This window comes from Citrobacter sp. Awk 4 (assembly GCF_028069725.1).
GTDB lineage: Bacteria > Pseudomonadota > Gammaproteobacteria > Enterobacterales > Enterobacteriaceae > Citrobacter_D.
Genome location: NZ_JANEWG010000031.1, coordinates 15,726 through 42,440 on the forward strand (window position 1 = coordinate 15,726; position 26,715 = coordinate 42,440).

Annotated in this window: 25 protein-coding genes and 1 pseudogene; 17 read left to right on the forward strand and 9 right to left on the reverse strand. The window is 49.7% G+C overall.

Translation table 11 applies throughout. From position 1 onward, the window contains the following. Positions 1–37: 37 nt before the first annotated feature. Both NNO04_RS14200 and NNO04_RS14205 read right to left on the reverse strand, forming a co-directional pair. Positions 38–577 (reverse strand): toxin YdaT domain-containing protein, encoded by a 540-nt coding sequence (locus NNO04_RS14200; protein ID WP_271445208.1) that lies wholly within the window; start codon positions 575–577, stop codon positions 38–40. Between the two features lie 19 nt (positions 578–596). Next, the gene (locus tag NNO04_RS14205) at positions 597–830 is read right to left on the reverse strand and encodes a transcriptional regulator (RefSeq protein WP_271445209.1); all 234 of its coding nucleotides are present in this window, start codon (positions 828–830) and stop codon (positions 597–599) included. Between the two features lie 40 nt (positions 831–870). Here NNO04_RS14205 and NNO04_RS14210 point away from each other — a divergent pair, with 40 nt between their 5' ends. The 9 genes and pseudogenes from NNO04_RS14210 (at position 871) to ttcA (ending at position 9,534) form a co-directional block, all read left to right on the forward strand. Then, entirely contained in the window at positions 871–1,623 is a 753-nt protein-coding gene (locus NNO04_RS14210; RefSeq protein ID WP_271445210.1) for a LexA family transcriptional regulator, read from the forward strand. A 195-nt stretch (positions 1,624–1,818) separates the two neighbouring features. After that, positions 1,819–1,971 (forward strand): annotated as a pseudogene (locus NNO04_RS14215) (hypothetical protein); the annotation flags it as partial. After that, entirely contained in the window at positions 1,964–2,128 is a 165-nt protein-coding gene (locus tag NNO04_RS14220) for a YdaE family protein (protein ID WP_271445211.1), read from the forward strand. The pseudogene NNO04_RS14215 and the gene NNO04_RS14220, both read left to right, overlap by 8 nt. A 139-nt stretch (positions 2,129–2,267) precedes the next feature. After that, positions 2,268–5,651 carry a RecE family exodeoxyribonuclease gene (locus tag NNO04_RS14225; protein ID WP_271445212.1) on the forward strand — a complete coding sequence of 1,128 codons (3,384 nt, stop codon included), beginning with the start codon at positions 2,268–2,270 and terminating at the stop codon, positions 5,649–5,651. A gap of 9 nt (positions 5,652–5,660) precedes the next feature. After that, positions 5,661–6,746 carry a RecT family recombinase gene (locus tag NNO04_RS14230; protein WP_271445213.1) on the forward strand — a complete coding sequence of 362 codons (1,086 nt, stop codon included), beginning with the start codon at positions 5,661–5,663 and terminating at the stop codon, positions 6,744–6,746. A gap of 39 nt (positions 6,747–6,785) precedes the next feature. Further along, positions 6,786–7,028, forward strand: coding sequence for a DUF4060 family protein (locus NNO04_RS14235; protein WP_271445214.1), 243 nt, complete (start codon positions 6,786–6,788; stop codon positions 7,026–7,028). A gap of 64 nt (positions 7,029–7,092) precedes the next feature. Next, on the forward strand, positions 7,093–7,308 hold the full coding sequence (xisR, locus tag NNO04_RS14240) for an excisionase family protein (protein WP_271445215.1): 216 nt from the start codon (positions 7,093–7,095) through the stop codon (positions 7,306–7,308). Between the two features lie 2 nt (positions 7,309–7,310). Then, positions 7,311–8,549 (forward strand): tyrosine-type recombinase/integrase, encoded by a 1,239-nt coding sequence (locus NNO04_RS14245; protein WP_271445216.1) that lies wholly within the window; start codon positions 7,311–7,313, stop codon positions 8,547–8,549. A gap of 49 nt (positions 8,550–8,598) precedes the next feature. Further along, entirely contained in the window at positions 8,599–9,534 is a 936-nt protein-coding gene (gene ttcA, locus NNO04_RS14250) for a tRNA 2-thiocytidine(32) synthetase TtcA (RefSeq protein ID WP_271445217.1), read from the forward strand. 45 nt (positions 9,535–9,579) lie between these two features. Here ttcA and dbpA read toward each other — a convergent pair whose 3' ends face one another. From dbpA to zntB, 3 genes are all read right to left on the reverse strand, one after another. Then, a complete protein-coding gene (dbpA, locus tag NNO04_RS14255) occupies positions 9,580–10,953 on the reverse strand; it encodes an ATP-dependent RNA helicase DbpA (RefSeq protein WP_271445218.1) in 1,374 nt (457 codons plus the stop codon). A gap of 23 nt (positions 10,954–10,976) precedes the next feature. Then, on the reverse strand, positions 10,977–11,165 hold the full coding sequence (gene ynaL, locus NNO04_RS14260; protein ID WP_271445219.1) for a proline-rich small protein YnaL: 189 nt from the start codon (positions 11,163–11,165) through the stop codon (positions 10,977–10,979). A gap of 266 nt (positions 11,166–11,431) precedes the next feature. After that, positions 11,432–12,415, reverse strand: coding sequence for a zinc transporter ZntB (zntB, locus tag NNO04_RS14265; RefSeq protein ID WP_162382175.1), 984 nt, complete (start codon positions 12,413–12,415; stop codon positions 11,432–11,434). Between the two features lie 291 nt (positions 12,416–12,706). Here zntB and NNO04_RS14270 point away from each other — a divergent pair, with 291 nt between their 5' ends. Continuing rightward, positions 12,707–14,821 (forward strand): putative bifunctional diguanylate cyclase/phosphodiesterase, encoded by a 2,115-nt coding sequence (locus tag NNO04_RS14270; RefSeq protein WP_271445220.1) that lies wholly within the window; start codon positions 12,707–12,709, stop codon positions 14,819–14,821. A gap of 67 nt (positions 14,822–14,888) precedes the next feature. Further along, complete coding sequence (locus NNO04_RS14275) at positions 14,889–16,121, forward strand: GGDEF domain-containing protein (RefSeq protein WP_271445221.1); 1,233 nt, start codon at positions 14,889–14,891, stop codon at positions 16,119–16,121. 102 nt (positions 16,122–16,223) lie between these two features. Here NNO04_RS14275 and smrA read toward each other — a convergent pair whose 3' ends face one another. Further along, the gene (smrA, locus tag NNO04_RS14280) at positions 16,224–16,787 is read right to left on the reverse strand and encodes a DNA endonuclease SmrA (protein WP_271445222.1); all 564 of its coding nucleotides are present in this window, start codon (positions 16,785–16,787) and stop codon (positions 16,224–16,226) included. A 225-nt stretch (positions 16,788–17,012) separates the two neighbouring features. Between smrA and ogt the strand changes: the two genes are divergently transcribed. The 4 genes from ogt (at position 17,013) to uspE (ending at position 21,474) form a co-directional block, all read left to right on the forward strand. Continuing rightward, the gene (ogt, locus tag NNO04_RS14285; protein WP_271445223.1) at positions 17,013–17,528 is read left to right on the forward strand and encodes a methylated-DNA--[protein]-cysteine S-methyltransferase; all 516 of its coding nucleotides are present in this window, start codon (positions 17,013–17,015) and stop codon (positions 17,526–17,528) included. 194 nt (positions 17,529–17,722) lie between these two features. Next, positions 17,723–18,475 carry a fumarate/nitrate reduction transcriptional regulator Fnr gene (gene fnr / locus NNO04_RS14290; protein WP_003020397.1) on the forward strand — a complete coding sequence of 251 codons (753 nt, stop codon included), beginning with the start codon at positions 17,723–17,725 and terminating at the stop codon, positions 18,473–18,475. Positions 18,476–19,073: 598 nt separating this feature from the next. Further along, on the forward strand, positions 19,074–20,021 hold the full coding sequence (locus NNO04_RS14295) for an HNH endonuclease (protein WP_271445224.1): 948 nt from the start codon (positions 19,074–19,076) through the stop codon (positions 20,019–20,021). A gap of 502 nt (positions 20,022–20,523) precedes the next feature. Then, entirely contained in the window at positions 20,524–21,474 is a 951-nt protein-coding gene (gene uspE / locus NNO04_RS14300; protein WP_271445225.1) for a universal stress protein UspE, read from the forward strand. Positions 21,475–21,561: 87 nt separating this feature from the next. Here the strand turns inward: uspE and NNO04_RS14305 are convergent, their stop codons facing one another. Then, the gene (locus tag NNO04_RS14305; protein ID WP_271445226.1) at positions 21,562–21,822 is read right to left on the reverse strand and encodes a DUF2534 family protein; all 261 of its coding nucleotides are present in this window, start codon (positions 21,820–21,822) and stop codon (positions 21,562–21,564) included. A gap of 245 nt (positions 21,823–22,067) precedes the next feature. Here NNO04_RS14305 and NNO04_RS14310 point away from each other — a divergent pair, with 245 nt between their 5' ends. Further along, on the forward strand, positions 22,068–23,093 hold the full coding sequence (locus tag NNO04_RS14310; RefSeq protein WP_271445227.1) for a mechanosensitive ion channel family protein: 1,026 nt from the start codon (positions 22,068–22,070) through the stop codon (positions 23,091–23,093). Here the strand turns inward: NNO04_RS14310 and NNO04_RS14315 are convergent. Then, positions 23,083–24,120, reverse strand: coding sequence for a ParB/Srx family N-terminal domain-containing protein (locus NNO04_RS14315; RefSeq protein WP_271445228.1), 1,038 nt, complete (start codon positions 24,118–24,120; stop codon positions 23,083–23,085). The genes NNO04_RS14310 and NNO04_RS14315 overlap by 11 nt on opposite strands. Before the next feature lie 160 nt (positions 24,121–24,280). On the opposite strand from NNO04_RS14315, the gene NNO04_RS14320 reads away from it, so the two are divergent. Next, entirely contained in the window at positions 24,281–24,847 is a 567-nt protein-coding gene (locus tag NNO04_RS14320) for a DJ-1/PfpI family protein (RefSeq protein ID WP_271445229.1), read from the forward strand. A gap of 83 nt (positions 24,848–24,930) precedes the next feature. On the opposite strand, the gene NNO04_RS14325 is transcribed toward NNO04_RS14320, so the two are convergent. Continuing rightward, the gene (locus NNO04_RS14325; RefSeq protein ID WP_271445230.1) at positions 24,931–26,544 is read right to left on the reverse strand and encodes a peptide ABC transporter substrate-binding protein; all 1,614 of its coding nucleotides are present in this window, start codon (positions 26,542–26,544) and stop codon (positions 24,931–24,933) included. Positions 26,545–26,715: the final 171 nt, after the last annotated feature.

A 26,715-nucleotide genomic window follows, 5' to 3' on the forward strand; every position in this document is an offset into this window, starting at 1 on the left:
TGTTCCCGCACCGCGGCTTTCGCCATTTTTGAACCCGTCATACAACCCCCAACATCAGCTGCACCATCTCCATCAACGGACCGGTTAAGCCAGGGTCAACGCGGTACATCTCCACGATCCCCTCACTCAGTTCTTTCAGCTTCTGATGACGTGGCGCATCCATCGCGACGGCTATTTTCGCTTCGCTGGTTTCTTTCTCCATACGTGCCAGGCGAGCCATGATGTTGTCTTCTGGCAGCAGGCGGTTGCGGTACTCAATCGGCAGGACTGCAAGAATTGCCGGAGTCAGCTGGCGAACGTTCTCGCGATACCGCTCGCTGTTGAAATGGTTATCCAGGAAGCGGAAAAGCTTCTGGCGCTTTCGGCAGAGATCATCAGGAAAAGTGATGTCACCACCACCCTGCGCCTGGTACTCTTCGATGATCAGAGCCGTAACTACATCCTGACCATCGGCACCTGCCCACGAACGAACTGCATCTCGAATATCTTCATGACGTGGCCCCTGACGCGTTTGAGCGCGATTTATCACCGCCTGCTGCGGCGATCCTGTATCCTGGTAAAACGTAAGTGATTGCATGATGCTTTCCCTTTCGATGTTAGGCAGTTGAGTTGCGCGGTGCCGCAAATACCAAGCTCTCTTTCAAAACCGGTGCCTGACGATGAAAACTATGGGTAGCAGTTTCGATCGCAGATGCTTTTTCCGGGGAAGCTCGGCGATTCCCGTAAGCAATCTGGTCAAGGTAGCCAACGGTTGTTTTAGCCAGCTTTGCTAGCTGGGACCATTCGTCAGAGGTGGCGCCTTTGCGCCAGCGAAGAAGCTCATTACTCATCGGTGTCTCCTGTGGGTATGTTGGATCGGAGTTTAGCGTTATGCTAAATAACACGCAAGAAAGATTTAGCAATTTGCACATTTATCATTTTGCTATAAGCAGTGAAAATGAAGGGATGGAAAATAAAGAGATTAGAAAAGCCAATCTTGAGGCGCTGTACGAACAACGGCATACAGATAGCGGAATGACCAAAGCGCAATTTGCTGAGCTCATTGAAACCAGCCCTGCCGCTCTTAGTCAGTTACTTGGGGTAAATCCAAATCGCAACATTGGCGATAAATTGGCTCGAAAAATTGAAACTGCTCTAAATCTACCGTTTGGTTGGATGGATGTGCTACACGTCCCTGAAAGCGACGGTAACGTCAAATACCGTGGAATTAATGAGACAAAAGGAAGCTATCCTGTAATAAGTTGGGTAAGCGCGGGACAATGGATGGAAGCTGTAGAACCTTATCACCGCAGAGCTATTGATCGCTGGTACGATACCACCATTGCTTGTTCTGAAGACTCATTTTGGCTTGACGTTAAAGGCGACTCCATGACCTCGCCGGCGGGACTAAGCATCCCAGAGGGAGCAGCAATTCTTGTTGATCCCGAAGTCGAACCTATCAATGGCAAATTGGTAGTTGCTAAGCTTAATGGCGAAAACGAAGCTACGTTTAAAAAGCTCGTCATTGATGCAGGCCGTAGATTTTTGAAGCCTCTAAATCCTCAATATCCCATGTTAGAGGTTAATGGGAACTGCAGAATCATAGGTGTTGTGGTTGATGCGAAAATTTTGAACATTCCTTAACACCGCACTAAATAGTGAGCCCGCACAACGCGGGCTTTTTTTACCTCGCATCCTGTCCAATACGAAATTTAAGCGCTTATTAATCAAAGTGCTAAATTCCTCGTGTCGATTATTTAGCACTTTGCTATTGCTAATAATTTAGCAACACGCTAAATTCACCTCATCACGAAACACTAAGCGCATCAAGTTCAAATGTTCCGCTGGCCGGCGATAAGGCAAAAGAGGGTGAGAATGATTGATTACGCACGCAAACCAGGACGGCAGCAGGCCGTAAAACTGAACTTCATGGAGGTGATTCTTCGCCGTATTTGCTACCTGCTGGCGCAAAAGGGGAATCCAGATGTGTGACTCAACGAAATGCGGGTACTGCGGCAAACCGGTTAAACCGGAGGAAATAGTCAAAAGTACCCTTCTCTATCGCAACGGCTCACAGCTGGCGCGCAAAGAAAAAGAATACTGCTCTGAACGTTGTGCTTCGTACGACCAGATGGCCCACGAAAGCTAACGTAAAAGCCGCGCAAGGCGGCCCGTACGTCCGGTGACACCGACCAAAGTTCCACCGGAAAACTACACAAAAACCAAAGTTCACCCAATGGGCGCTATCTCTGGCCCGGGGATCTTACATCCAAAAAAGAGGATCTCACATGGAATTTTTCTATGTAGTTAAAGCTACGCAGAAATCCGGCAAAGAAGATGCAGTGGTCTGGTTCACTGCCAAAACCGAGGCTCGCGCCAACCTGATGCTGGATGTTGCGCTAGAAGATGCTGGCATCGAAACGGGCCGTGGCAAGGACTATGCCAAACCGATTCGCACTGATTTCCCGGTTGTTGACGATCTTCCGGAAGAAGGTGAAATTGATTTCACTTGGTGTGATCGTTACACACTGCAGGACGACGGGCGCACCTGGTTGCCGAAAGCTGCTGGTGAATCTACTGGCGCCGTCGAATCCCCCACCACCACTACTCCGGCAGCAATCGTTGAAGACGCGACTGCGTTCGAAATTGTCCCGGTTGAAAACCGCACTCCAGCCGTCCGTTTTGCCTTCCATCTGATGAGCGATAAATACCAGACTCACGTCACTAAAGAGCAGCAACTGGCTGCCAGCGAAATGTCGCTGGACGAAGGCAATATCTATCTCCAGAAACTGCTGCAGGCTAAAAATGATGTTCCTGAAGTTGGCGAACTCAGCCTGAATGCCGAGTGGAAAATGGTTCAGGCGATTAAAGACATCTTTGTACAGGATGTGGAGCACGAGCTCCGGGTAATCACTGCATTCATGTCTGAGTGGGTGAACGCGGATGCCGGTGACCGCAATCAACTGGTAGAAGACTGGCGCAGCGGTAAGTTGCAGCTGCTTAAATCTGAAACCACCAGCGGTGCTGACGTTACAACGGGTCAAGATCTTACCGTTGATGACGGTACCCAGTTTGACGAGAACGGCCAGGCCGAAGATGGCGTCGTTGATGGTGAAGTCGGTACCGAAGAGCAATCTCAGCAGACAGAGCAACCAAACCTGATCGTCGTCGCCACCCTGCCATTCCGTCAGCGCGTATTAGCTCAGTTCATTGGTGATGGCGAATATCTTTATCACGTTGATGCCGACCAGAAAAACGAAATTGTTCGTCTTGAGATGGACACCGATGATTCGTACGTCCAGAACCTGCTGCTGGCAGCTGAGAATGTAGAAGCATTCAAAAAAGCAAATGAGCATGACATTAATAAAGTCGTGAATTCCGTTAAGAAAGTATTCCCTGTCGACGGCAAAAAATCGGAGCTGGCAACAGTTATCCAGTTCCTGACTGTGTGGTTCAAAACTGAATACATCGACCGTGGCATTCTGGCGCGCGAATGGTCCGCCGGTAACCGCATCAGTAATGTGCAGCGCACTGATTCCGGTATCAACGCCGATGGTGGATATGTCACTGACCGTGGCGAAAGTGCTCACCACACGCTGGATACTCTCGATTTAGAGATTGCCTGCGCCCTGCTCCCGATGGACTTCAACCACTTCGAAATCCCCGGCAGTATTCTTCGTCGCGCTAAAGAAATCGTGACCAAAAAAGAAGAACCGTGGAAATCATGGAGCAGCATCCTGCGCAATCAGCCTGGCGTTCTGGGCGTTAACCGCACGGCCATTTTTAACCTGGTACGTATCGCGCCTGAGAATATTCACCTGACACCTGTTGCCCACCTGGAATTTATTAACCAGACCATGACAGCTGAGTTCAACGCTGCGGTTGAGTTGTTGCCATTGTCTGAAGCAGCACCTGCAGCACCGGAAATTACCTCTGCCCCTGAAAGCATGGAACCTTCGCGTAAATCCTTCTGCACTCACGAAGAGAACCTGCAGCGCGTGCGTGAAGAAGGAGCACGCCGTCGCGCTGAGGAAGTAAATTCACAACCTCAGGTCACGAGCCTCGGCTCCGGCGTGTTCTCTATTGATGGTCTGATGGGTAATCAACAAACACAAATAGATGACCGTTCATCACTTGATGAGGAAACCACCAGCGATGTGCAGATGGAAGAAACTGTCAGTGATGAAGAACAGGCTGGTACTGAAATGCAGTCAGGCGAAAGCAGTCTGGAATCTGGTGAAGATCCACATACCGGCCAGAAAACCGATGTGAAACAAAAACCAGAAAACGCACATCAGAATGATGAATCTGCGCGTCAAAATACCCAAAAAGTGAATCAAACCGAGCCAGAAGCGCAATCTGACGAACCAGCTGTTGTGTACCCCGCCTACTTCGAGCCAGGCCGCTATGAAGGTCTGCCGAACGAGGTTTATCACGCAGCGAACGGGATCAGCAGCACGCAGGTAAAAGATGCCCGCGTCAGTTTGATGTATTTCAACGCACGACACGTCACCAAAACGATCACCAAAGATCGTTCTCCGGTACTGGACATGGGTAACCTGGTACATGCGCTGGCGTTGCAACCAGAACAGCTTGATGACGAGTTCAGCGTTGAACCGGTGATCCCGGAAGGTGCTTTCACCACAGCGGCAACAATCCGCGCGTTTATCGATGAGTACAACGCAGGCCTGCAAGTACAGCTGAGCGCCGACGACATCAAAGCATTGCTGGAAGAATACAACGCCACCCTGCCAGCACAGATTTCCCTGGGCGCTTCAGTCGAGGAAACTGGTCAGAGCTACATGTCGCTGCCAGAAGAGTACCAACGCATCGAAGCGGACCAAAAACAGACCGCAACGGCGATGAAAGCCAGCATCAAAGAGTACAACGCCACTCTGCCAACGCCAGTGAAAACCAGCGGTAGCCGTGATGCGTTGCTCAACCAATTGTCGCTGATTAACCCAGACCTGGTGGCACAGGAAGCTCAGAAGCCGGTTCCGCTGAAAGTATCAGGAACCAAAGCTGACATGATCCAGGCGGTTAAAGCGGTTAAGCCCGATGCCGTATTCGCCGACGAACTACTGGATGCCTGGCGCGAAAACCCGGACAACAAAATCCTGGTAACTCGCCAACAGCTGGCGACTGCACTTGCCATTCAGTCTGCGTTACTGGCGCACCCAACTGCCGGAATGTTACTCCAGCATCAGAGCCGTGCCGTTGAGGTCAGCTATTTCGGCTTTGACGAAGAGACAGGGCTGGAAGTGCGTGTGCGTCCCGACCTTGAAATTGACCTGGACGGCGTTCGCATCGGTGCCGACCTGAAGACCATCAGCATGTGGAACATCAAGCAGGAAGGTCTACGAGCCAAGCTGCACCGGGAAATCATTGAACGCGATTACCACCTAAGCGCGGCCATGTATTGCGAGACCGCAGCGTTGGATCAGTTCTTCTGGATTTTCGTCAACAAAGACGAGAATTACCACTGGATCGCCATCATCGAGGCATCCGCAGAACTGCTGGAACTGGGCATGCTCGAGTACCGCAAATCCATGCGCGCTATCGCTACCGGCTTCGACACTGGCGAATGGCCAGCGCCAATCACCACCGATTACACCGATGAACTGAACGACTTCGACCTGCGCCGCCTTGAAGCGCTGCGTACTCAGGCATAAGGGGGATTGATGCAAAACACTAACGTAACCGTTGCTGATCAGAACACCGTTGTTAACTCCAACGTGGCCCTGTTCGATTCCCAATACCTGAATGCTATCAGTTCATTCGCGCAGATTATGGCTCAAGGGGCCGCCACAGTTCCTAAACACCTGCAGGGCAATCAGGCTGACTGCATGGCAGTAGCGATGCAAGCTGCCCAGTGGCAGATGAATCCCTTTGCCGTTGCGCAGAAAACCCACCTGATTAACGGTGTACTCGGGTATGAAGCGCAGCTTGTTAATGCCGTGATTTCACGCAGTGGTGTGCTTGCTAACCGGTTTGAATATGAGTGGTACGGGCCTTGGGAAAAAGTGGTAGGTAAATTCCAGATTCGTAAGGGTGATAAAGGTGAATACCGTGTACCCGGCTGGAATCTTGCAGACGAAACGGGTATTGGCATCGTAATCCGCGCGACTCTTAAAGGTGAAGACCAGCCAAGGGAACTGGATTTATTGCTGGCTCAGGCCCGGACCCGCAATTCAACCCTTTGGGCTGACGATCCGCGCCAACAACTCGCTTATCTCGCAGTGAAACGCTGGGCGAGACTGTTCTGCCCGGATGTAATTCTTGGTGTTTATACCCCAGATGAACTGGACGATCGCCGTGTGGAACGGGAGGTAAACCCGGCTCCAGCCCAGCACGTAAGCCTTGCGGAGATCTCAAGTGACAACGTAACAACAACGCATAGTGCTCAGGAATCGGCACAGAACATCGATGCACTTGCAGATGAATTCCGCGATCGCATCGAGGCCGCTCAGGATGTCGATAGCGCCAAAGCTCTTCGTGCCGACATCGAAACCGTCAAAGCAACGCTAGGTTCCGCCCTGTTCACCGAACTGAAAAACAAAGCGGTGAAGCGTTATTACCTGGTAGATGCTCGCAACAAGGTCGAAGCGGCGATCAATTCACTACCATCTTCGGATGAGCCTGATGCGGTTGACCGGTTCGGGGAAGTCGAGCGTGTTCTGGCATCGGCGAAGCGCCACCTTGGCGACGAGTTGCACGATCAGTTCAGCATCACCCTGGCGGATATGAAACTGGAATATGTGGCCTAACGAAACCGGGAGGGTTGCCCCTCCCGGCAAGGAGACGATATGCAACTGATTAATCGAGGCAGCAAGCAATCCCCTTTAGCCCGTCAGGCATGCGACATCGCGCTTGCCGCCCACCAGCAACGCTACGGTGATTATGGGCGCAGCAAGATGAAGGAGACGTACACGGTGAGAGTTGAAGGCGTGAAGGTCTGGGTTGAAGTGGTTAACCGTAAGGCGAGTTACGTAGCCACGGCAATGACTGGTATGCGCAGGTTGCGCGCGCTGCCGGGTCAGGTGAGTTGATATCAAAATATCAATGCTAAGCAACAGGTCTGTTTATACTCGACCTGTTGCATGCGAGGTAAGCATGGCAGACGTAGTATTCAATGAAGAATGGGTCGTAGAGAGAAAACTCGAGTATAAAACCGGGCTTGATAAGCGACAAATTGAGAATTACCGGCAAAACTGCTGGATTGAAGGCGTTCATTTCAAGCGCGTATCCCCGAAAGGAAATGTCGACAGTAGACGTGGAACGACCTGGTATAACTACCCAAAGATCAACAAATTTATTCAGGATTCATAGTTATGGCTGCTTTACCAACGGGAGTCGAGATCAGAGGCAGCAGCCTCTGCATCTGGTTTATGTACCGGGGTAAACGATGCCGCGAAATTCTCAAAGGCTGGGTAGTCACGGCATCTAACATAAAGAAAGCAGGAAATCTTCGTTCGCTTATCCTGAGTGAGATCGCCATGGATGAATTTGATTACCGGTTCCGTTTCCCGGCATCAAAAAAAATCTCCACGGTGGAGACAACAGTAAACATCCGAACGATGGGTGAGTTGAGCACTCTCTGGCTAAACATAAAAGAAACGGAGTTGGCTGCAAACACCATGCGTAAAACCCGTTCGCAGCTGGACACATTGCGGCATATTGTTGGCGAAGAAACCCCAATCATTACGATCAGGCACAGTGATATTCTCAACTACCGCAATGAGCTCCTTAGCGGAGAGACATTATATCGGAACGCCAGGCGAGGAAATAAAATCGGCAGAACGGTCAGAACCGTTGATAACTATATTTCTCTACTGTGCACCGTTTTGCGCTTCGCTTATCAGTCTGGTTTCATCCGGCATAAACCTTTTGAGGGGGTTAAAAAACTGCAGAAATCCAGGGCAAAACCGGATCCTCTATCTAAACAAGAATTTGACCAGCTGATGGCAAGTGAAACCGGGCAAAGTCAAAATATGTGGCGTTTCGCTGTTTATACCGGTCTGCGTCACGGCGAGCTGGCTGCTCTGGCATGGGAAGATGTAGATCTGGAAACTGGAACCGTCAGAGTATGTCGCAACCTGACTATCATCGGGACTTTTGGACCACCAAAGACAGATGCCGGGATCAGAACGATAAAACTACTGGAGCCTGCACTGGATGCGCTCAAAGCTCAGAGCGAAATGACTGCCCTGCAACCAAAGACAAAAATAGTGTTCCAGCATAGGGAGTACGGTAAGACGGAAAATCAACGCGTACACTTCGTGTTTATGCCCCGGATGCGGAAAGGAGAGCAAAAACCTTACTACTCTATGAGTAGCATCGGTGCCAGATGGAACGCAGCTGTAAAACGTGCTGGTATTCGTCGCCGTAATCCGTACCATACGCGGCATACTTTTGCCTGCTGGCTGTTATCGGCTGGAGCAAACCCATCATTTATAGCTAATCAGATGGGGCATGAAAACGCGCAAATGGTGTACGAAGTCTACAGTACATGGATTGAAGAAATGAACGGCGATCAGGTTGCAATGTTGAATAACAAACTAGCCCTGTAATGGAAGTTTGCCCCTTATATGCCCCTTTTGGTTTTTGAGAATGGTAATAATGCAAGATAATCAAGAAGTTACAAAGAAAGAACAATACAACCTGAACAAATTACAAAAACGGTTGCGTCGTAACGTGGGCGAAGCGATTGCTGACTTCAACATGATTGAAGATGGCGACCGTATTATGGTGTGCCTTTCCGGCGGCAAAGACAGCTACACCATGCTGGAAATTCTGCGTAATTTGCAGCAAAGCGCGCCGATCAGTTTTTCCCTGGTTGCCGTTAACCTTGATCAGAAGCAACCCGGTTTCCCGGAACATATTCTGCCGGAGTACCTGGAGCAGTTAGGCGTAGAGTATAAAATTGTTGAAGAAAACACTTACGGGATCGTAAAAGAGAAAATTCCGGAAGGGAAAACGACCTGTTCTCTCTGCTCGCGCCTGCGCCGCGGCATTCTTTACCGTACGGCGACTGAACTTGGCGCGACAAAGATTGCGCTTGGGCATCATCGTGATGATATTTTGCAAACGCTGTTTTTGAATATGTTCTACGGCGGCAAGATGAAAGGTATGCCACCAAAGCTGATGAGCGATGATGGTAAGCACATAGTCATTCGTCCGCTGGCCTATTGCCGCGAGAAAGATATTGAGCGCTTTGCGCAGGCGAAAGCCTATCCGATCATTCCGTGTAACCTCTGCGGCTCACAACCCAACCTGCAACGTCAGGTGATTGCCGACATGTTGCGCGACTGGGACAAACGTTACCCTGGACGAATTGAAACCATGTTCAGCGCAATGCAAAATGTGGTCCCTTCTCACCTGAGCGATATCAACCTGTTTGACTTCAAAGGAATCAAACACGGTTCCGACGTTGTGAACGGCGGCGATCTGGCGTTTGATCGCGAAGAAATCCCACTGCAACCGGCGGGATGGCAGCCAGAAGAAGATGAAAATCAACTGGATGAGTTACGACTGGATGTCGTCGAAGTGAAGTGATTTTTTGGCGTCTCGGGTGTGATACCTGAGACGCCCTCTTAATGCTTATTTCAACAAACGAACCCGGCAAGTCTTACCTTTGATCTTACCGTTTTGCAATTGCTTCCACGCTTTGTGCGCTACCGCCTGGCGAACCGCCACGTAGACATGCGCCGGATGCACAGCAATCTTACCAATATCAGCGCCATCCAGACCGATATCTCCGGTCAACGCCCCCAGCACATCGCCAGGACGCATTTTGGCTTTTTTACCGCCATCAATGCACAACGTCACCATCTCAGCCTCCAGTGGTACAATCGGGCTGCTGCCCGGCGTCACCAGCCAGTTGAGTTTAAGCTGTAACATTTCAGACAAAATATTCGCACGCTGTGCTTCTTCAGGGGCGCAGAAACTGATCGCCAATCCACTTTGCCCCGCGCGGGCGGTACGGCCGATACGGTGTACGTGAACTTCCGGGTCCCACGCCAGCTCAAAGTTGACCACCAGCTCCAGCGATTTGATATCAAGACCACGGGCGGCAACATCGGTTGCTACCAGCACGCGCGCGCTGCCGTTGGCAAAACGAACCAATGTCTGATCACGATCGCGCTGCTCAAGATCGCCATGCAGCGCCAGAGCGCTTTGCCCTGCGGCATTCAGCGCATCGCAAACTGACTGGCAATCTTTTTTGGTATTACAGAACACCACACAGGATGCCGGCTGATGCTGGCTAAGCAATTTTTGCAGCAGCGGAATTTTGCCCTGCGAAGAGGTTTCATAAAATTGCTGTTCAATCGCAGGAAGCGCATCGACGGTGTCGATTTCAATGGTGAGCGGCTCCCGCTGCACCCGACCGCTAATGGCGGCGATGGCATCGGGCCAGGTAGCAGAAAACAACAACGTCTGACGCGAAGCGGGGGCAAAACGGATCACCTCGTCAATGGCGTCGCTGAATCCCATGTCGAGCATACGATCAGCTTCGTCCATCACCAGTGTATTCAGGGCATCCAGCGAAACGGTGCCTTTTTGCAGGTGGTCGAGCAAGCGCCCCGGCGTGGCCACAATAATATGCGGCGCATGCTGGAGAGAATCTCGCTGAGCGCCGAAAGGCTGCCCGCCGCAGAGGGTTAAAATTTTGGTGTTGGGCAGGAAACGCGCCAGACGTCGCAACTCTCCTGCGACCTGATCGGCCAGTTCGCGGGTAGGGCAAAGCACCAGGGACTGCGTCTGGAACAGACCCGCATCAATATGCTGCAGAAGTCCAAGACCAAACGCGGCCGTCTTGCCACTGCCGGTTTTTGCCTGCACGCGGACATCACGCCCGGACAGAATGGCTGGCAGCGCGGCAGCCTGTACCGGCGTCATCTCAAGGTAACCCAACTCGTTAAGATTCTCGAGTTGGGCATCAGGCAAAACATTCAGGGCTGAAAAAGCAGTCACAATTCAATCTCATCGTATATGGCTTATCGGTAGCAGGCGCGTATCCTCGCAGATCTCCGCTTACGATGCGACATTTTAATCGGTTCTTCATCTGGCGGCGGGTCTGGCATGGGCTGCGGACGAGGAATGGGATCGGGCATCGGTATTGGGTCGGTTGGCAAGGGTTCTGGCTGACGCGTATGCAGGTGCAGCAGGGTTAAAAAACGGCTCATGTTACCCTCCGGTCATTCAGGCTGACACTTTTAGGGTAGTCCCGCAGGCAAAAAAAAGCCGACTAATCTAAGTCGGCGTCGTACGAATCAATTGTGCTATGCAGTAATTCAAAAAAGGAAGTAAGACAATATGGAGCGCAACGCCCATCGCTTGACGTTGCATTCACCTGCGAGAGAGATATTGCCCCGAATAGGTAGACGGTTTATTGACTTCGCTCAAACTATACCGCGTTTCCATACACATACATGAAGAAAAATAGTTGATGTTACAACCATTTACTACGATGCAACCATAAAGTAACACCACCAATCAGCACCACTAACAGAATGCAAAACAGGGAAAATCCAAATCGCCACGCCCCGCCAGGAATTCCGCCGAGGTTTACGCCGAATAAACCGGTCAAAAATGTACTTGGCAGGAAAACCATTGCCATTAATGACATGGTGTAGGTTCTGCGCGACAGTGACTCCTGCATCACCTGCGCAATTTCATCGGCCATGATGCCTGTGCGCGCAATACACGCGTCAATCTCATCCAGCCCTCTTCCCAGGCGATCGGCAATGTCTTGCATCCGACGGCGTTGATCGTCATTCATCCACGGCAGCCGCTCGCTGGATAGCCGCGCGTAAACATCTCGCTGGGGCGCCATGTATCGTCGCATCACAATCAGTTGTTTACGTAGCAACGCCAGAAAACCCCGCGGCGGAATTTGCTGATCGAGAAGATTGTCTTCCAGATCGATAATTTTATCGTGAAGCTGTTCAATAAACTCGCTGGCGTGGTCGGTTAACGCGTCACACACATCCACCAGCCAGCTCCCGCAATCTTCTGGGCCAGTGCCTTCCTGCAAGTCGCTCACTACGTCATCCAGCGCCAGAACTTTACGCTGTCGGGTAGACACAATCAGACGCTCATCCATATACAGACGCATCGCAACCAGTTGGTCGGGGCGTTCGTCGGTACTGCCGTTGATACAGCGCAATGTGATTAACGTCCCTTCCCCCATCCGGCTCACTCGTGGGCGTAGGCTTTCGCCCGCCAGCGCGTTGCGCACATTATTGGGCAGTAACGGCGTGGTCGCCAGCCACTGCGCGCTGTCAGGATGGGTGTAATTAAGATGCAGCCAGCAGGGGTGCGCGTTGTCAATAATGTCGTTATCTTCTAACGGTTTCACGCCACCATTGCCGTCCAGCAGCCAGGCAAAGACAGCATCCGGCACGTTAACTTCCGATCCCTTAATGGCTTCCACAATGCCTCCACACTCATTCATTCATTCTCACCGATAGTCTAGCCTTCAGTGCATGTTAAGCAATATCTCTTTATCCCATTGTGCTGAAATGATTCAGAAATATCACTCAACTTGTCCGCAGTGTCCCCTTCGTTTGAGCATCCCCTCTGGATCCGTGTTTTCTACCAGTTTAGTGAGTGCAATGTGGTTGTTCTATGTGAAAAAAATGTTATTAGTGGCGTGTTTTGCCAGGCCGTTAACACAAATTACTGCTAGATTTATCTGCACGATATTCTCTCAATGGAGAGCCCGATGTTGCAGGTTGCCTGGGACCCCGTTCTGATTGGCATTTCTTTTTTAGTCGCTTTTATCGCGTCTTTCGTTGCTCTCGACAGTGCCGGTAAAGTGGCGATCTCCAGTCGTCGTGGTTCGGCTTTCTGGCGTTTTTCTGGTGGAGCGACACTCGGCATGGGCATCTGGTCAATGCATTTCATCGGGATGCTGGCGATGAAAATGAGCATGCCAATGAATTATCATTTTCCCCTCACTGCGTTGTCTTTTCTGATCGCCCTCGTGGCCGCCACGCTGGCGATCACTATCGCCATTTCCGGCGATACGCTTTCAAGAAAAAGACTCGTTGTTGCGACGGGAATTTTGAGTTCTGGCGTGGTGAGTATGCATTATGTCGGGATGGCCGCCATTCTGGAACATTCCGCTATTGTCTGGGATGCGAGCCTCATTCTGCTCTCCGTCGTCATTGCCGTGATCGCATCCGGAACTGGCTTGTGGCTGGCATTTCATCTACGACAACATTCCCGCAGGGTATTGATTAATCGCCTTATCGCCGCGCTCGTAATGGCGCTGGCGATTTGCGCGATGCATTACACGGGGATGGGAGCTGCCACATTCACGCATTATGCGCATACACCGCATATGGGCATCAATACGGTCGAGTTATCGGTCTGGGTTTCCGCCATTACACTGATGATTCTGGGCATTATGCTGATTATTTCGATGGTCGATTCTCAGTTGCGAACCTCGCGACTGGCCGACAATTTACACCAGTTAAACTCCCGTCTTGAATATCAAACCCAGTTTGATTCCCTCACAGGCCTTGCCAACCGCACCCAAATCGATATGTGCCTGCAGGCTTGTCTGCACCATTCGGCCCTGCACCAACAACATTTTGCCCTGGTGTTTATCGATTTAGATCGGTTCAAGATGGTAAATGATACCTGGGGCCATCACATTGGCGATCAACTGCTGATTGCCAGCGCACAGCGGATCAGCAAATGCCTTGACGACACGATGACGCTTGCCCGATTGGGCGGTGACGAATTTATTCTGCTCGTACCAGGTAGCACGAAAGAATTGCTATCTTCCTTACTGGCGAGGATTGCCGAAGAAATCAATGCCCCCTTCCCACTCTCCGGGCATATGATTCGTGTCTCGCTCAGCGCCGGAAGCAGCTTTTATCCTGAACATGGTTCCACGCTGCACGACCTCAAAGTGAAAGCCGACGTGGCGATGTATCATGTTAAGCAGAAAGGTAGAAATGGCTGGGCCATTTATTCACCGGAAATGGAAGCTCTTGTGACTTCTGCGCCAGGAATTTTGCAGGAGCTCCCACTGGCGCTTGAGCAACATCAATTCGAGTTGTGGTTTCAGCCTAAATACACGGCCGGAGATCATGCCCTGACCGGTTTTGAGGCCTTACTTCGCTGGCGACACCCTAAACAAGGTCTGCTGCTACCAGGTGTATTTCTGCCAGCGCTGGAAGAGACCGGGCTTATCATCCCGGTAGGTAACTGGGTTATTCAGCAAGCCTGTTTCCAGCTTTATCAATGGAAACAACAAGGACACCCTGAATGGTCACTTGCCATCAATCTCTCCCCCACGCAATTTGAACAACATGATATCGTCGACATTGTTTCTGAGTCACTGAAACGTTATCACCTCTCCCCGACACAATTAACGCTGGAAATCACTGAAAGTGTTGCCTTTAAAAATTTATCGCGCAGCGTAGAAATATTGAATACATTCTCTGAAGCAGGGATCATCGTTTCTATTGATGATTTCGGGACCGGTTATTCAAATATGTTGATGTTAAAATCACTTCCGGCGCGTGAGTTAAAAATTGACAGAGTATTTATTAAAGATCTCGCTGAAAACAGCAAAAATATGAAAATAGTGTCTACTATTATCGACATTGCGCATTCTATGAATATGCGTGTTGTTGCTGAAGGCATCGAAACTCCGGAGCAAGAAATGCTGTTAACCCGCATGGGCTGCGGTGTTCTGCAAGGTTTTTTGTTTGCAAAACCGATTCCAGCGAATAGAATCCCAGAATTAATCCAAAAAGACAGTATCGTAAAGCAGTTGAAAGCTGTGCCCCCATTAGCTCCGCAGCAAACTATTTCGCTGTAAGAGATTGATGATAAAAATGATCTGCCAATAATTGGCTGCACAGCATGTGAAGATAACAGGATTATCAATGATTGCACACGAACTCAATGCCCTGAATTTATTAACCGTTCCTGTTTGGATCGTCTCACCGCATAAAGAAGAGCTGGTATTTGCCAATACCGCAGCGCGGGAGTTAATGCAGGAAAATACATTCGGCCAACTGCGGAAGGGGTTATTTTCGGCACATGCGCAAAATGAATTGTCCATGTATATCACTGACCTACGAAATCAGCGGGATATTGTAGAAATCCTGACGATCTATTGTAATGGTCAGGAAAATGCGCTGTCCTGCCGACTTTCTATCAAAACACTCGCAACCGGAGACGATGTGATTCTCTTTGAGGGTTTTGAAGTACAGGCGGTACAGGGGCTGAAGGCTAGCCGCTCTGCAAACTATCAACGCAAGAAACAAGGCTTCTATGCCCGTTTTTTCCAGACAAACACCGCGCCCATGCTGCTGATCGATCCTTCCCGTGAGGGGCTAATTGTGGATGCTAACCTGGCGGCGATGAACTTCTACGGCTACAGCCACGAGGTGATGTGCCAAAAACATACCTGGGAAATTAATGAATTAGGCCGTCATGTGTTGCCTGTTATGCATGAAGTCGCACGCCTGCCCGGCGGGCATAAGCCGCTCAATTTTGTGCACAAACTGGCTGACGGCTCCACCCGTCACGTACAAACGTATGCAGGCCCTATCGAAATATACGGCGACCGGCTTATGTTATGTATCATCCACGACATCACCGAACAAAAGCGGCTTGAGCAGGAGCTGGAGCGCGCCGCAATGCATGACGAGCTCACCGGTTTATTAAACCGAAGGCAGTTTTATCAAATTACCGAGCACAGCCAGACGCCCCATTTAGCACTGACGCAGGATTACAGTTTGCTGCTGATCGACACCGATCGCTTTAAGAGTATCAACGATCTTTATGGCCATCTGAAAGGCGATGAGGTGTTGTGCGCCCTTTCTCGCACGCTTGAAGCCCACGCCCGTAAAGGTGATCTGGTTTTTCGCTGGGGTGGCGAGGAGTTTGTGCTGCTGTTGCCGCGCACCCCCCTGGATACGGCAATGGCCATCGCCGAAACCCTGCGCGCCAGTGTCGCCAAAATCAGTATTGCTGGCTTACCGCGTTTTACGGTCAGTATTGGTGTGGCGCGACATGAACAGAATGAAAGTATCGACGAATTGTTTAAACGCGTGGACGATGCGTTATACAAAGCCAAAAATGACGGACGTAACAGGGTGCTCGCCGCCTGACGTCGCATGATACTGCTGATGCGTCATGGAAGACGCTGTGTTCTCTGTTCCCATTTTACCGTCCGCTCCTGGCGGTGCAGGCGAATTTTTGCCGTGATGTCGCTAGCGGCTGCGCTTGGCGTGACGTTCCCAGTTTTCTTGTTTCGCCTGCGCGGTTTTGCGCAACGCAACATAGCATGCACCGCTGCCGCCATGATGCGCTAACGCCGTACAATAAGCCTGAACATCGTCGAACTCTGTCAGCCATCGCGCGACATAACTGCGAACGACATTGGCATGTGAACGGTCTTCACGTCCTTTACCGTGGATTATCAGCACATTACGTAAACCGTCCTGCAATGACTGCGAAATGAAACTGAACAGCATCTTGCGACACTCTTCAACAGGTTGGCGCAACAAATTCAGGCTTGCCTGCTGGCTGTACTTACCTAAACGCAGTTTGTCGGTAACCCCTTGCTGCAAACCTTCCCGACGAAATTCCAGCGGTTGACTGAGCGGGATAACATCCAAAAAACCGGTGGTGAGAAAATTATCAAGCTGGAGTGTATCCAGATGCTGCGGGGCGCGTTGATTACGCGTGGGCTGCCAGTGTATATCCGTACAACGCTTTAGCGGCTGGACATCCTCCATGGCGTCAAGAAATAGCGATGTGTCGTCAGGGTTCATGATTCATCCTCCAGCTTTAGCCTCCGCACTATCATAACCGCACGATATTATGCCGACAACGCTTTACAGTTGTTTCCAAAAACAGGTCATGATGCTCTGCGGTGTGGGCTACGGAGCAGTGCCTCCTTCTCTTTTTAGGGTATAGATGCCGATCATCGTCGCATGATATCGTGTCATTTTGCCGACTGTGTCGGAAATATTTCCGTGCTGAATAAAGGGAAACGGATGCTGAAATTACTTCAAGACAACATCGCGACTCCGCTGGGTCCGCTATGGGTGATTTGCGATGAACAATTTCGCCTACGGGCGATCGAGTGGGAGCAACACAGCGACCGTATGGAGCAATTGCTGGATATCCACTATCGCAGCGAAGGGTATGAGCGTGTTGTCACCAAAAACCCCGGCGGCTTAAGCGACAAGATCTCTGACTATTTTGAGGGCAATCTCAGCATCATCGATACGCTGGAAACCGCCACTGGCGGCACCGATTTTCAACGTGAGGTGTGGCGGGCGCTACGTTCCATTCCGTGCGGACATGTCATGCATTACGGTCAGTTAGCGGAGCAGTTAGGTCGTCCTGGCGCCGCACGCGCGGTCGGAGCCGCCAATGGCGCGAATCCCGTCAGTATTGTTGTGCCCTGTCACCGCGTCATTGGGCGTAACGGCACGATGACCGGGTACGCTGGCGGCGTGCAACGAAAAGAGTGGCTACTGCGCCATGAAGGCTACCTGCTACTTTAAAATCCAGGCATTTCGTGCCATCTGACTCACACTTTGCTGTAAAATAACCGCATATAAATTAAGTATTTTCAAAGAGATAGAAATATTCACTTCGCTTATGTCTGAATTATCCCCTATTGACGGTAGCTCAGACTTACGTGCTCACCAAAAAGATGTTAAAATTGACAAATATCAATTACGGCTTGAGCAGACCTATGATCCCGGAAAAGCGAATTATACGGCGCATTCAGTCTGGCGGTTGTGCTATCCATTGCCAGGATTGCAGCATCAGTCAGCTTTGCATCCCGTTCACACTTAACGAGCATGAGCTTGACCAGCTTGATAATATCATCGAGCGTAAAAAGCCTATTCAAAAAGGCCAGACCCTGTTCAAAGCAGGTGATGAGCTGAAGTCACTCTATGCTATCCGTTCCGGCACGATTAAGAGCTACACCATCACCGAACAAGGCGATGAGCAGATCACCGGTTTTCACCTTGCAGGGGATCTGGTTGGTTTTGACGCCATCGGTAGCGGTCATCACCCCAGTTTCGCCCAGGCGCTGGAAACCTCAATGGTATGCGAAATCCCGTTCGAGACGCTGGATGATCTGTCGGGCAAAATGCCGAATCTGCGTCAACAGATGATGCGTCTGATGAGTGGCGAGATCAAAGGCGATCAGGACATGATCCTGTTATTGTCGAAGAAAAATGCGGAAGAACGTCTGGCGGCCTTTATCTACAATCTGTCTCGCCGGTTTGCACAACGTGGTTTCTCACCCCGCGAATTCCGCCTGACCATGACGCGTGGCGATATCGGTAATTACCTTGGCTTAACGGTCGAAACCATTAGCCGTCTGCTGGGGCGTTTCCAGAAGAGCGGAATGCTGGCAGTTAAAGGTAAATATATTACGATCGAAAATAGCGATGCGCTGGCAGTCCTGGCCGGTCATACGCGTAACGTTGCCTAATCTTTTCGCCAACGTGTCAGTTATCCTTCTGTCAAATCGGTAGATTTTCCCGGTTTATTGATCTGGCAGAAGGTTCTTTGCAATTTCACTGATTTAGTTATGTTTCAGTTGCATAAAGATGACTAAGGTCAGACGATAGCAGTGAATAGCGGCAACAAAACATCCCCCCTAAATCTGGGTATCAAAAGCCAGATATGTGTGATTTTCAAAGCGCTTCTCTGGTCATCCCTTCTGTTTCAGCTAATATCAGTTGAAGTATCGTATGGCTTCCTTATTCTGAGTTCACTTCATCTAAAGTCCAGAACCGTTTTAATTCCCTTCATTCCCGCTTTTTGTTGATATATCCCCCTGACTTTATCGCAAACCAGGAAGATGGTTTTTTTGATGAACTGAGGGTAAAACGGTACGCGATAGGTGGCCTACCATACAAAGATAGGCTAAGAAGGCACTATGGCAAGTGTTGAAATATTCACCTTGCAAATAGTGGATATCACCTATGATGTAGAACAATACTCACTCTGATACTGCGTGGAAAAATTACAGTTTTTCCTGAGAATGTCGTTGTTATATCTACAATTCATTGTAAAGGAATCAAGTGATGAAATTACTCTTTTGTCATGTTGGATGGATGACCAGTTATCACGGCTCTACTGATGAAGATTACCCTCTGAAAGGCGGAAAATACAACGACAGCTATATTGGGCACGAAGCCTGCAACTTTGTGGACATTAATGGCTATTTGTATGGATATGTCCAGGTTACTAAAGGAAAGAAGATTAATATTGGGAGGCTCGGGGCAGGTCGCGGTGAACAATCTATAGAAAATATAACCGTTGTATGGCTGGCAACGGCCCCGGATGGTGGAATTGTCGTCATCGGATGGTATAAATATGCAACGATTTATCGTCAGTACAAGAAAACACCAACGCCTTCAGAACTTCATCTCAAGGATGATATTCTGTATTACAACATCAAGACCGAAACCAAAAACGCATTCCTCCTGCAACCTGGTGAACGAACTCTTGCACCGGGAAAAGGCAAAGGTTGGCCCGGTCAGTCCCCACTATGGTACGCATCAGAACCAGGAAACCAGCAATTTATTAAAACAGTAAAAAAATTAATAAACGATAAATCAATAGCACATTCCATACAGTCATACGATGTTACAAATGCTGCAGGGGTCACGGATCTGGATTTAATGGGTTCTGCCACTGAAGGCCGGGGGGTATTAGTTACGCATATCAAGAAAGAACGCAATCAGGTAATAATAAATCAAAAGAAAAGACATGTTCTTAACACCACCGGATATCTCAAGTGCGAAATTTGCAATTTTAGCTTCAAGGATGTCTACGGAGATCTTGGCAGTGATTTTTGTGAAGTACATCATATCAAACCGTTATCCGAAGCAAGCGACAAAATAGAAACCTCATTGGACGATCTTGCGATCGTTTGCTCAAATTGCCATCGAATGATTCACCGTATAACGCCAGTACCCGATATTGAAGAGTTTAAATCCCGGTTTGGTTTTGATAATACAAAAAATTAATGTCACTCCCAGAACTGGGGCCATTTCCCCCAGTTCTGTCTTCGCTCCATTGCTTACCCGTTGAATAGCCCGCTGCCGTAGCAGTGATTCCTGCTGGATAGATCAGTTCAGTTACGCTCATCAGTTCCCAGAATCGAAAGCACTCAGCAATTTCGGCACCACAAAGTGGATCACCACATTCAAAGAACTGTGTGATCTGATTAGCGAATTAACATTTCTTTAATCGCCAGCCCGATGAGACATGATGATACCAGTACAGTTTAATGGTTTGGGGATATGCACCAGGATCAGGTCAATATGCTGAATAACCTCATGCCGACGGCATTGCCTCCAGAGCGACACCACTCCTGAAGAAAGTTGTTCAATTTAAACGGTATAGAGTCAAAAACCATAGATTTCCCCAATTTATTGATCTGGCAGAAGGTTCTTCCCTGTTTCAATTACCATATATGGGTTACTCTTTTAAATACAGACTGCGGTGACAGTTGTAAGGAGACCCTGTATGGCTATGTATCAAAACATGCTGGTAGTCATCGATCCTAACCAGGACGATCAACCCGCATTACGGCGAGCTGTTTATTTGCATCAACGGATTGGTGGCGCAATCAAAGCCTTTCTGCCGATCTATGACTTTTCCTATGAGATGACTACCCTGCTGTCGCCTGATGAGCGCACGGCAATGCGTCAGGGTGTTATCAGCCAGCGAACAGCATGGATACGTGAACAAGCAAAATACTATATTGATGCAGGCATTCCTGTTGATATTAAAGTGGTCTGGCACAACCGTCCCTTTGAGGCGATCATCCAGGAAGTTATCAGCGGCAAGCACGACCTGGTCCTGAAAATGGCGCACCAGCACGACCGGCTGGAAGCCGTCATCTTTACCCCTACTGACTGGCATCTGTTACGGAAATGTCCAAGTCCGGTGTGGATGGTGAAAGATCAGCCCTGGCCTGAAGGGGGTAAAGCCCTGGTTGCGGTAAATCTGGCAAGTGAAGAACCGTACCATAATGCGCTGAACGATAAACTGGTCAAAGAGACGCTACAACTCGCAGAACAGGTCAACCATACCGAAGTGCATCTGGTTGGCGCGTATCCTGTTACGCCTATCAATATTGCCATTGAATTACCTGAATTTGATCCGAGCGTTTATAACGATGCGATCCGCGGCCAGCATCTGCTTGCGATGAAGGCGCTGCGGCAAAAATTCAGTATTAATGAAGATGTCACGCACGTTGAAAAAGGCCTGCCAGAAGAGGTCATTCCTGATTTAGCAGAACATCTGCAAGCGGGGATTGTGGTGTTAGGTACGGTCGGACGCACGGGTATCTCCGCAGCGTTCCTTGGTAATACAGCGGAACAGGTCATCGACCATCTGCGTTGTGATCTGCTGGTCATCAAACCCGATCAGTATCAGACGCCGGTTGAACTGGACGACGAAGAAGACGATTAATCAGTACATGAAAATGCCGGATGGCGGTGTAAACACCTTATCCGGCCTGCAATCAAGGCCCGGCCAGTGAGTCGGGCCTTTTTCTGATTAGTGTTTATCTTCACCGCCCAGGAAATAGATCCCCAACGGGATCGCCAGTAAAACCGTAAAGACCAGGCTATAGACGAAAATCATTGAAGATTGAATGACATACATTGACGTCGTCCAGTCAGACAGCGGGATATCGTATTGCTCTATCACCCCGCCGATGGTCGCTCGCGTCACCACTGACGCTGCGATAATAAATACCCCCAGCAGGCACAACAGAAACTTCTTCCCCTTTGCTGTCTTCAGCGTTGTCATGATCATAGTGTCGTCCTTTTGCAGATGAAAGCTCTGTTACTTGTGCGCAACAATACCATGACAATGAGCGATTGTCTGCCCAAAAAGCTGTGACATTGCGTTCACATTAACGCTACGTTTCTGAACCTGGCACTAAATGCACTATTTTTTCGCCCATTTAATTATCCGCTGTCCTTTCATTCTGATAAAATATTGTCCCTTCGGGTTGGCCTTAATGCATAAATAGCCCTCCAGGAGTAATAGTGATACCTATGACAACGGATTTCATTTTAAAAAACGCTTTCAATCTGGCGGTGATTTTCAGCTGTAGCGCCGCACTGGTACTGACGCGATTTTGGCTCTACCGTAAATTAAAATGGCAGAAAGGTTTTATTTTTCACGCTGCCCAGTTCTTTATTTACGCAATTATCATCGGTACGGTGGGTCGCATCATCAATAACGTCATTGCAAGCTACAAGCTGACGTTCATTTCAGCCAGCGTAATCGACTTTATCTGCACCTCACTCATTGCGATTATCCTGACGATAAAACTGTTTTTAGTAATCAACCAATTTGAGAAAGCGCAGATCGATAAAGGTCGGGATGTGACCAGCGCCAGAATCGTGTCGCGCATTATCAAGATCGCAATTAGTAGTTCGATTGTTTTACTGTACGGCGAACACTTCGGTATGAGTTTATCAGGTCTGCTAACCTTTGGCGGGATTGGTGGTATCGCCGTCGGAATGGCGGGTAAAGATATTCTCAGCAACTTCTTTTCAGGCATTATGCTTTATTTTGACAGACCTTTTAGCATCGGTGACTGGATCCGTTCTCCCGACAGAAATATCGAAGGTACGGTGACTGAAATTGGCTGGCGGACCACCAAAATTAATACATTCGATCACCGCCCACTGTATGTCCCGAACTCTATATTCTCTGCTATTAGCGTCGAAAACCCGGGCAGAATGACCAACCGACGGATTAAAACGGTGATCGGGTTACGTTATGAAGATGCCGGGAAAGTCCGCGAAATTGTCGAGGCGGTCACAAGCATGCTTGAACACCATCCTGATATTGACCAAAAGCAGACACTGCTGGTTTATCTCAACGAGTTCGGAGACTCATCACTGAATATTCTGGTCTATTGTTTTAGCAAAACCACGGTATGGAAAGAATGGCTCGCGGTCCAGCAAGATGTTTATCTGAACATTATTGATATCGTGCAGAGCCACGGCGCTGATTTCGCGTTTCCCAGTCAGACGCTTTATCTTGATGAGCCGGAAAAAATCAGTCATTAACCTGATCGACTATTTTCGCCAGATACGCATCAAGATGATGTCGGCGTAAATAGTCCCCCAGTTCTTTTACCCAGGCTTCACCTTCCCCGAGAATCGCGCGACTGTGGGTCGCCGCATATAAATAGCGGGTATCGTACAGATTTATCAGTGTTTGATTTATCCCTTCGATATTAACACCCGGGTTTTGCTGCTGTTTCTCCAGCGCTCTGACAATACGAGTTCGTTCTTCAGGGGACGACGGCAGCTCCCGCTCATTGAGTTCACTAAGTACCAGAAATTCGGGAGGGCTCCCCTCTTCAATGGCAGCCTGCAGGCGATAATGACCATCGAGGATCACATACGATCCCAGCCCGGCAATGTACCAGACCAGTATCGGCGGCAATGTCCCCTCGCGGCATTTTTTACGCCACCATTTCAGGCGCCCGGCTGCGGGTTGTAGGGGATAACGTCCGAGCAGCAAATTCCCGCCCCACCACCAGTCAACTAATGTGACGCGGTGGGGATTGGCCAGTTCGGGAAAATCGTCGCCGTAAAGACTCCAACAGCAGCCAAAATTCCCGCTACTCTCCGGCGATTCAAATCGCCAGTCTTTCACCGCGACGGGCTGTTGACGGGTATAAGGCGCAGTACGTCTGGCGGCTGACATTGGCCGTAACAACCAACGGCGCGGTGACAGGAGCGGAACAGGTGCAGTCATCAACTGACGGGCAAAATAGCGACACCACTCGCCAGTCCAGTCCCCCTGCGGCTTGCGTTTGATGAACTCGACATCTTCCGATGTCACGGGAGGTAATAAATCTCGCCGTCCGGCGTAATCGGTATTCAATACCAACCAGACGCCAGAGTGATCTTTCAGCATGGCGCCCCAGAACAGGGTCTCACCATAAAGCGTTAACGCCATCCGACCATGATGGCCACTCAGTATTTCGACTGCCTGCCCTGCCCGCGAATCCTCCCGCACCGTCAGCGTTAAACCCTGCCAGTGGTTATCGCGGTCAAAAAGATCTTTCCACCAATATCCTGTCATTTCCCTCTTCCCTGAAAGCCCGGTGATAACACCTGGATGATAGTGGGATAGTAAGTGAAAAGGAGCCGCTGGCGCCAGCCCTGGAAACCGGTGCAAGTTCGCATTCCCGCTTCCTCCAGGCTATATCTTAGACATCTTTATTCATACAGGGGTGGTGAGGATGGGCAAGAAAATTCTAATGCTGGTGGGTGATTACGCTGAAGATTACGAAACAATGGTGCCGTTTCAGGCATTGCAGATGATTGGTCATCAGGTTGATGCGGTCTGCCCTGACAAAGCCAAAGGCGACTATATTATGACGGCGATTCATGATTTCGATGGCGCCCAAACCTATAGCGAGAAACCCGGTCACCGTTTTACGCTCAACGCCGATTTTGCCGCGGCGAAAGAAAAGAATTATGACGCGCTGTTGATCCCCGGCGGGCGTGCGCCTGAATATCTGCGCTTAAATGATAGCGTCATCAAACTGGTGCAGGCGTTCGACGCTGCGGGTAAACCTATTGCTGCCGTTTGCCACGGTGCCCAGTTGCTGGCGGCCGCTGGAATACTAAAAGGACGTACCTGCAGCGCCTACCCGGCCTGTGCGCCGGAGGTTCGGCTCAGCGGCGGGCAGTATGCTGACATCGGTATTGACCAGGCTCATGTTGATGGCAATCTGGTCACCGCCCCCGCCTGGCCTGCACATCCGCAATGGCTGGCGAAATTTGCCGAATTATTGCAGCAGTAAAAATGTGAACGAATAATGTGAACGAATAAAGAGACACTGGCGCTAAAAATAGCGCCAGCGTTGGGTTTATTGTTGACTGTTTATCAGTGTTTTTCGATATACATAGTCCGGCTGTAGGCCACGTCTTCCGGATTCGTAATAGGATAACCTTTCAGCCAGGGTTTAATTAAACGGCCATTGGTGTACTGATAAATTGGCGCAATCGGCGCTTGATCCATCAGGATTTTTTCTGCGGCATTATAATCCGCATTACGTGCCTGCGCGGTATTTTCCAGAGTTGCCTGAGTAAGCACCTTATCGTAAGCCGGGTTGTTGAAACGAGAAATATTACCGGTATGCGTTGAGGTCAGCAGCGACAGGAAAGTAGACGGTTCGTTGTAATCCCCGACCCAGGACGCACGAATGACATCAAAATTACCGGTATTACGGCTATCGATATAGGTTTTCCATTCCTGGTTTTGCAGTTTCACATCCACGCCGAGGTTTTTCTTCCACATCGATGCCACGGCAATCGCAATTTTTTGATGATTTTCAGACGTATTATACAGCAGCGTCAGATTTAACGGACGATTCGGACCATAGCCCGCCGCACGCAGTAACGTTTTTGCCTGCGCATTCAGCTCTTCCTGACTCATTTGCTCAAACGGTGAAGGTTCAGGCGTAAATCCTGCCGTCACATCCGGGGTAAAATGCCAGGCCGGTTTTTCCCCGGTGCCCAACACTTTTTCAGCCATAATACGCCGGTCGATGGTCATACTTAATGCCAGGCGCACACGAGAATCCGCAGTCGGGCCTTTTTGTGTATTGAAGGCATAATAATAAGTGCCCAGTTGCGGTGGGGTATAAACCTGACCCGGAATATCCTTCAGCAATTTCTGATACAGATTTTTCGGGAAGGACTCCGTGATATCAATATCTCCCGCCAGATAGCGTTTGGTCGCGGATGATTCCTGGTTGATGGGCAGGAACGTCACTTTTTGGATGACGGTTTTCGCATTATCCCAGTAATGCGTATTTGGCACGACGACCAGCTTTTCATTGACCACGCGATCTTTCAAAACGTAAGCGCCGTTGCCGATCAAATGACCTGGCTTAGTCCAGTCCTTTCCGCTCTCTACGTTGGCTTTCTGCACCGGATAAAATGCAAAGTTGGCGGTCAGATTCACAAACCAGGGTAACGGTTTATCCAGGTGAATTTTTAACGTTCGCGAATCAACGGCAATGACGCCTAATTTATCTGGCGTAGCCTTACCATCTATAATCGCCTGCGCATTATTAATTCCCGCCAGCGCGGCAAACCAGGCGAACGGTGAAAGTGTCTTAGGATCGACCAGACGCTGCCAGCTATAGACAAAATCGTGCGCCGTGACCGGGCTACCGTCGGCCCATTTAGCGTTGTCGCGCAGGGTAAACGTCCAGACACGGTTGTCATTGCTCTTCCACTGGGTAGCGACACCCGGAATAATTTCACCTTTGTCGTTTTGATTGACCAGACCTTCAAACAGGTCACGGATCACCTGAATTTCTGGTAATCCAACGGCTTTCGCCGGATCAAGCGATGCAGGCTCATCTTTAATGTGGCGCACCAGCTCTTGTTTTTCTGCCAGTACCGTTCCGTTGGGAACATCTGCAGCATGAGTCTGAAAGATGCTGCTAACCAACAGCGCACAACAGGTTACTGAAACAGAGAGCTTCATAAGGTACCCCAATCGATAAGTTAATCCTGAGTAAAATGACGGCGTAATTATTTGTTTTAACTATGGGAAAAGCAAATAACTTCCCACAGAAAATTGATATTACAACGAGAACACGAGGTCTGCGAAAACGATTTGATTATCCGCGAAATTTGCACAACACTGCGAGTAATA

Bases quoted from the DNA above. Each gene is read 5' to 3' on its own strand.
- NNO04_RS14200 (WP_271445208.1), bottom strand. From the start codon at position 577: ATGCAATCACTTACGTTTTACCAGGATACAGGATCGCCGCAGCAGGCG.
- NNO04_RS14205 (WP_271445209.1), bottom strand. From the start codon at position 830: ATGAGTAATGAGCTTCTTCGCTGGCGCAAAGGCGCCACCTCTGACGAA.
- NNO04_RS14210 (WP_271445210.1), top strand. From the start codon at position 871: ATGCTAAATAACACGCAAGAAAGATTTAGCAATTTGCACATTTATCAT.
- NNO04_RS14220 (WP_271445211.1), top strand. From the start codon at position 1,964: ATGTGTGACTCAACGAAATGCGGGTACTGCGGCAAACCGGTTAAACCG.
- NNO04_RS14225 (WP_271445212.1), top strand. From the start codon at position 2,268: ATGGAATTTTTCTATGTAGTTAAAGCTACGCAGAAATCCGGCAAAGAA.
- NNO04_RS14230 (WP_271445213.1), top strand. From the start codon at position 5,661: ATGCAAAACACTAACGTAACCGTTGCTGATCAGAACACCGTTGTTAAC.
- NNO04_RS14235 (WP_271445214.1), top strand. From the start codon at position 6,786: ATGCAACTGATTAATCGAGGCAGCAAGCAATCCCCTTTAGCCCGTCAG.
- xisR (WP_271445215.1), top strand. From the start codon at position 7,093: ATGGCAGACGTAGTATTCAATGAAGAATGGGTCGTAGAGAGAAAACTC.
- NNO04_RS14245 (WP_271445216.1), top strand. From the start codon at position 7,311: ATGGCTGCTTTACCAACGGGAGTCGAGATCAGAGGCAGCAGCCTCTGC.
- ttcA (WP_271445217.1), top strand. From the start codon at position 8,599: ATGCAAGATAATCAAGAAGTTACAAAGAAAGAACAATACAACCTGAAC.
- ynaL (WP_271445219.1), bottom strand. From the start codon at position 11,165: ATGAGCCGTTTTTTAACCCTGCTGCACCTGCATACGCGTCAGCCAGAA.
- NNO04_RS14270 (WP_271445220.1), top strand. From the start codon at position 12,707: ATGTTGCAGGTTGCCTGGGACCCCGTTCTGATTGGCATTTCTTTTTTA.
- NNO04_RS14275 (WP_271445221.1), top strand. From the start codon at position 14,889: ATGATTGCACACGAACTCAATGCCCTGAATTTATTAACCGTTCCTGTT.
- smrA (WP_271445222.1), bottom strand. From the start codon at position 16,787: ATGAACCCTGACGACACATCGCTATTTCTTGACGCCATGGAGGATGTC.
- ogt (WP_271445223.1), top strand. From the start codon at position 17,013: ATGCTGAAATTACTTCAAGACAACATCGCGACTCCGCTGGGTCCGCTA.
- fnr (WP_003020397.1), top strand. From the start codon at position 17,723: ATGATCCCGGAAAAGCGAATTATACGGCGCATTCAGTCTGGCGGTTGT.
- NNO04_RS14295 (WP_271445224.1), top strand. From the start codon at position 19,074: ATGAAATTACTCTTTTGTCATGTTGGATGGATGACCAGTTATCACGGC.
- uspE (WP_271445225.1), top strand. From the start codon at position 20,524: ATGGCTATGTATCAAAACATGCTGGTAGTCATCGATCCTAACCAGGAC.
- NNO04_RS14305 (WP_271445226.1), bottom strand. From the start codon at position 21,822: ATGATCATGACAACGCTGAAGACAGCAAAGGGGAAGAAGTTTCTGTTG.
- NNO04_RS14310 (WP_271445227.1), top strand. From the start codon at position 22,068: ATGACAACGGATTTCATTTTAAAAAACGCTTTCAATCTGGCGGTGATT.
- NNO04_RS14315 (WP_271445228.1), bottom strand. From the start codon at position 24,120: ATGACAGGATATTGGTGGAAAGATCTTTTTGACCGCGATAACCACTGG.
- NNO04_RS14320 (WP_271445229.1), top strand. From the start codon at position 24,281: ATGGGCAAGAAAATTCTAATGCTGGTGGGTGATTACGCTGAAGATTAC.
- NNO04_RS14325 (WP_271445230.1), bottom strand. From the start codon at position 26,544: ATGAAGCTCTCTGTTTCAGTAACCTGTTGTGCGCTGTTGGTTAGCAGC.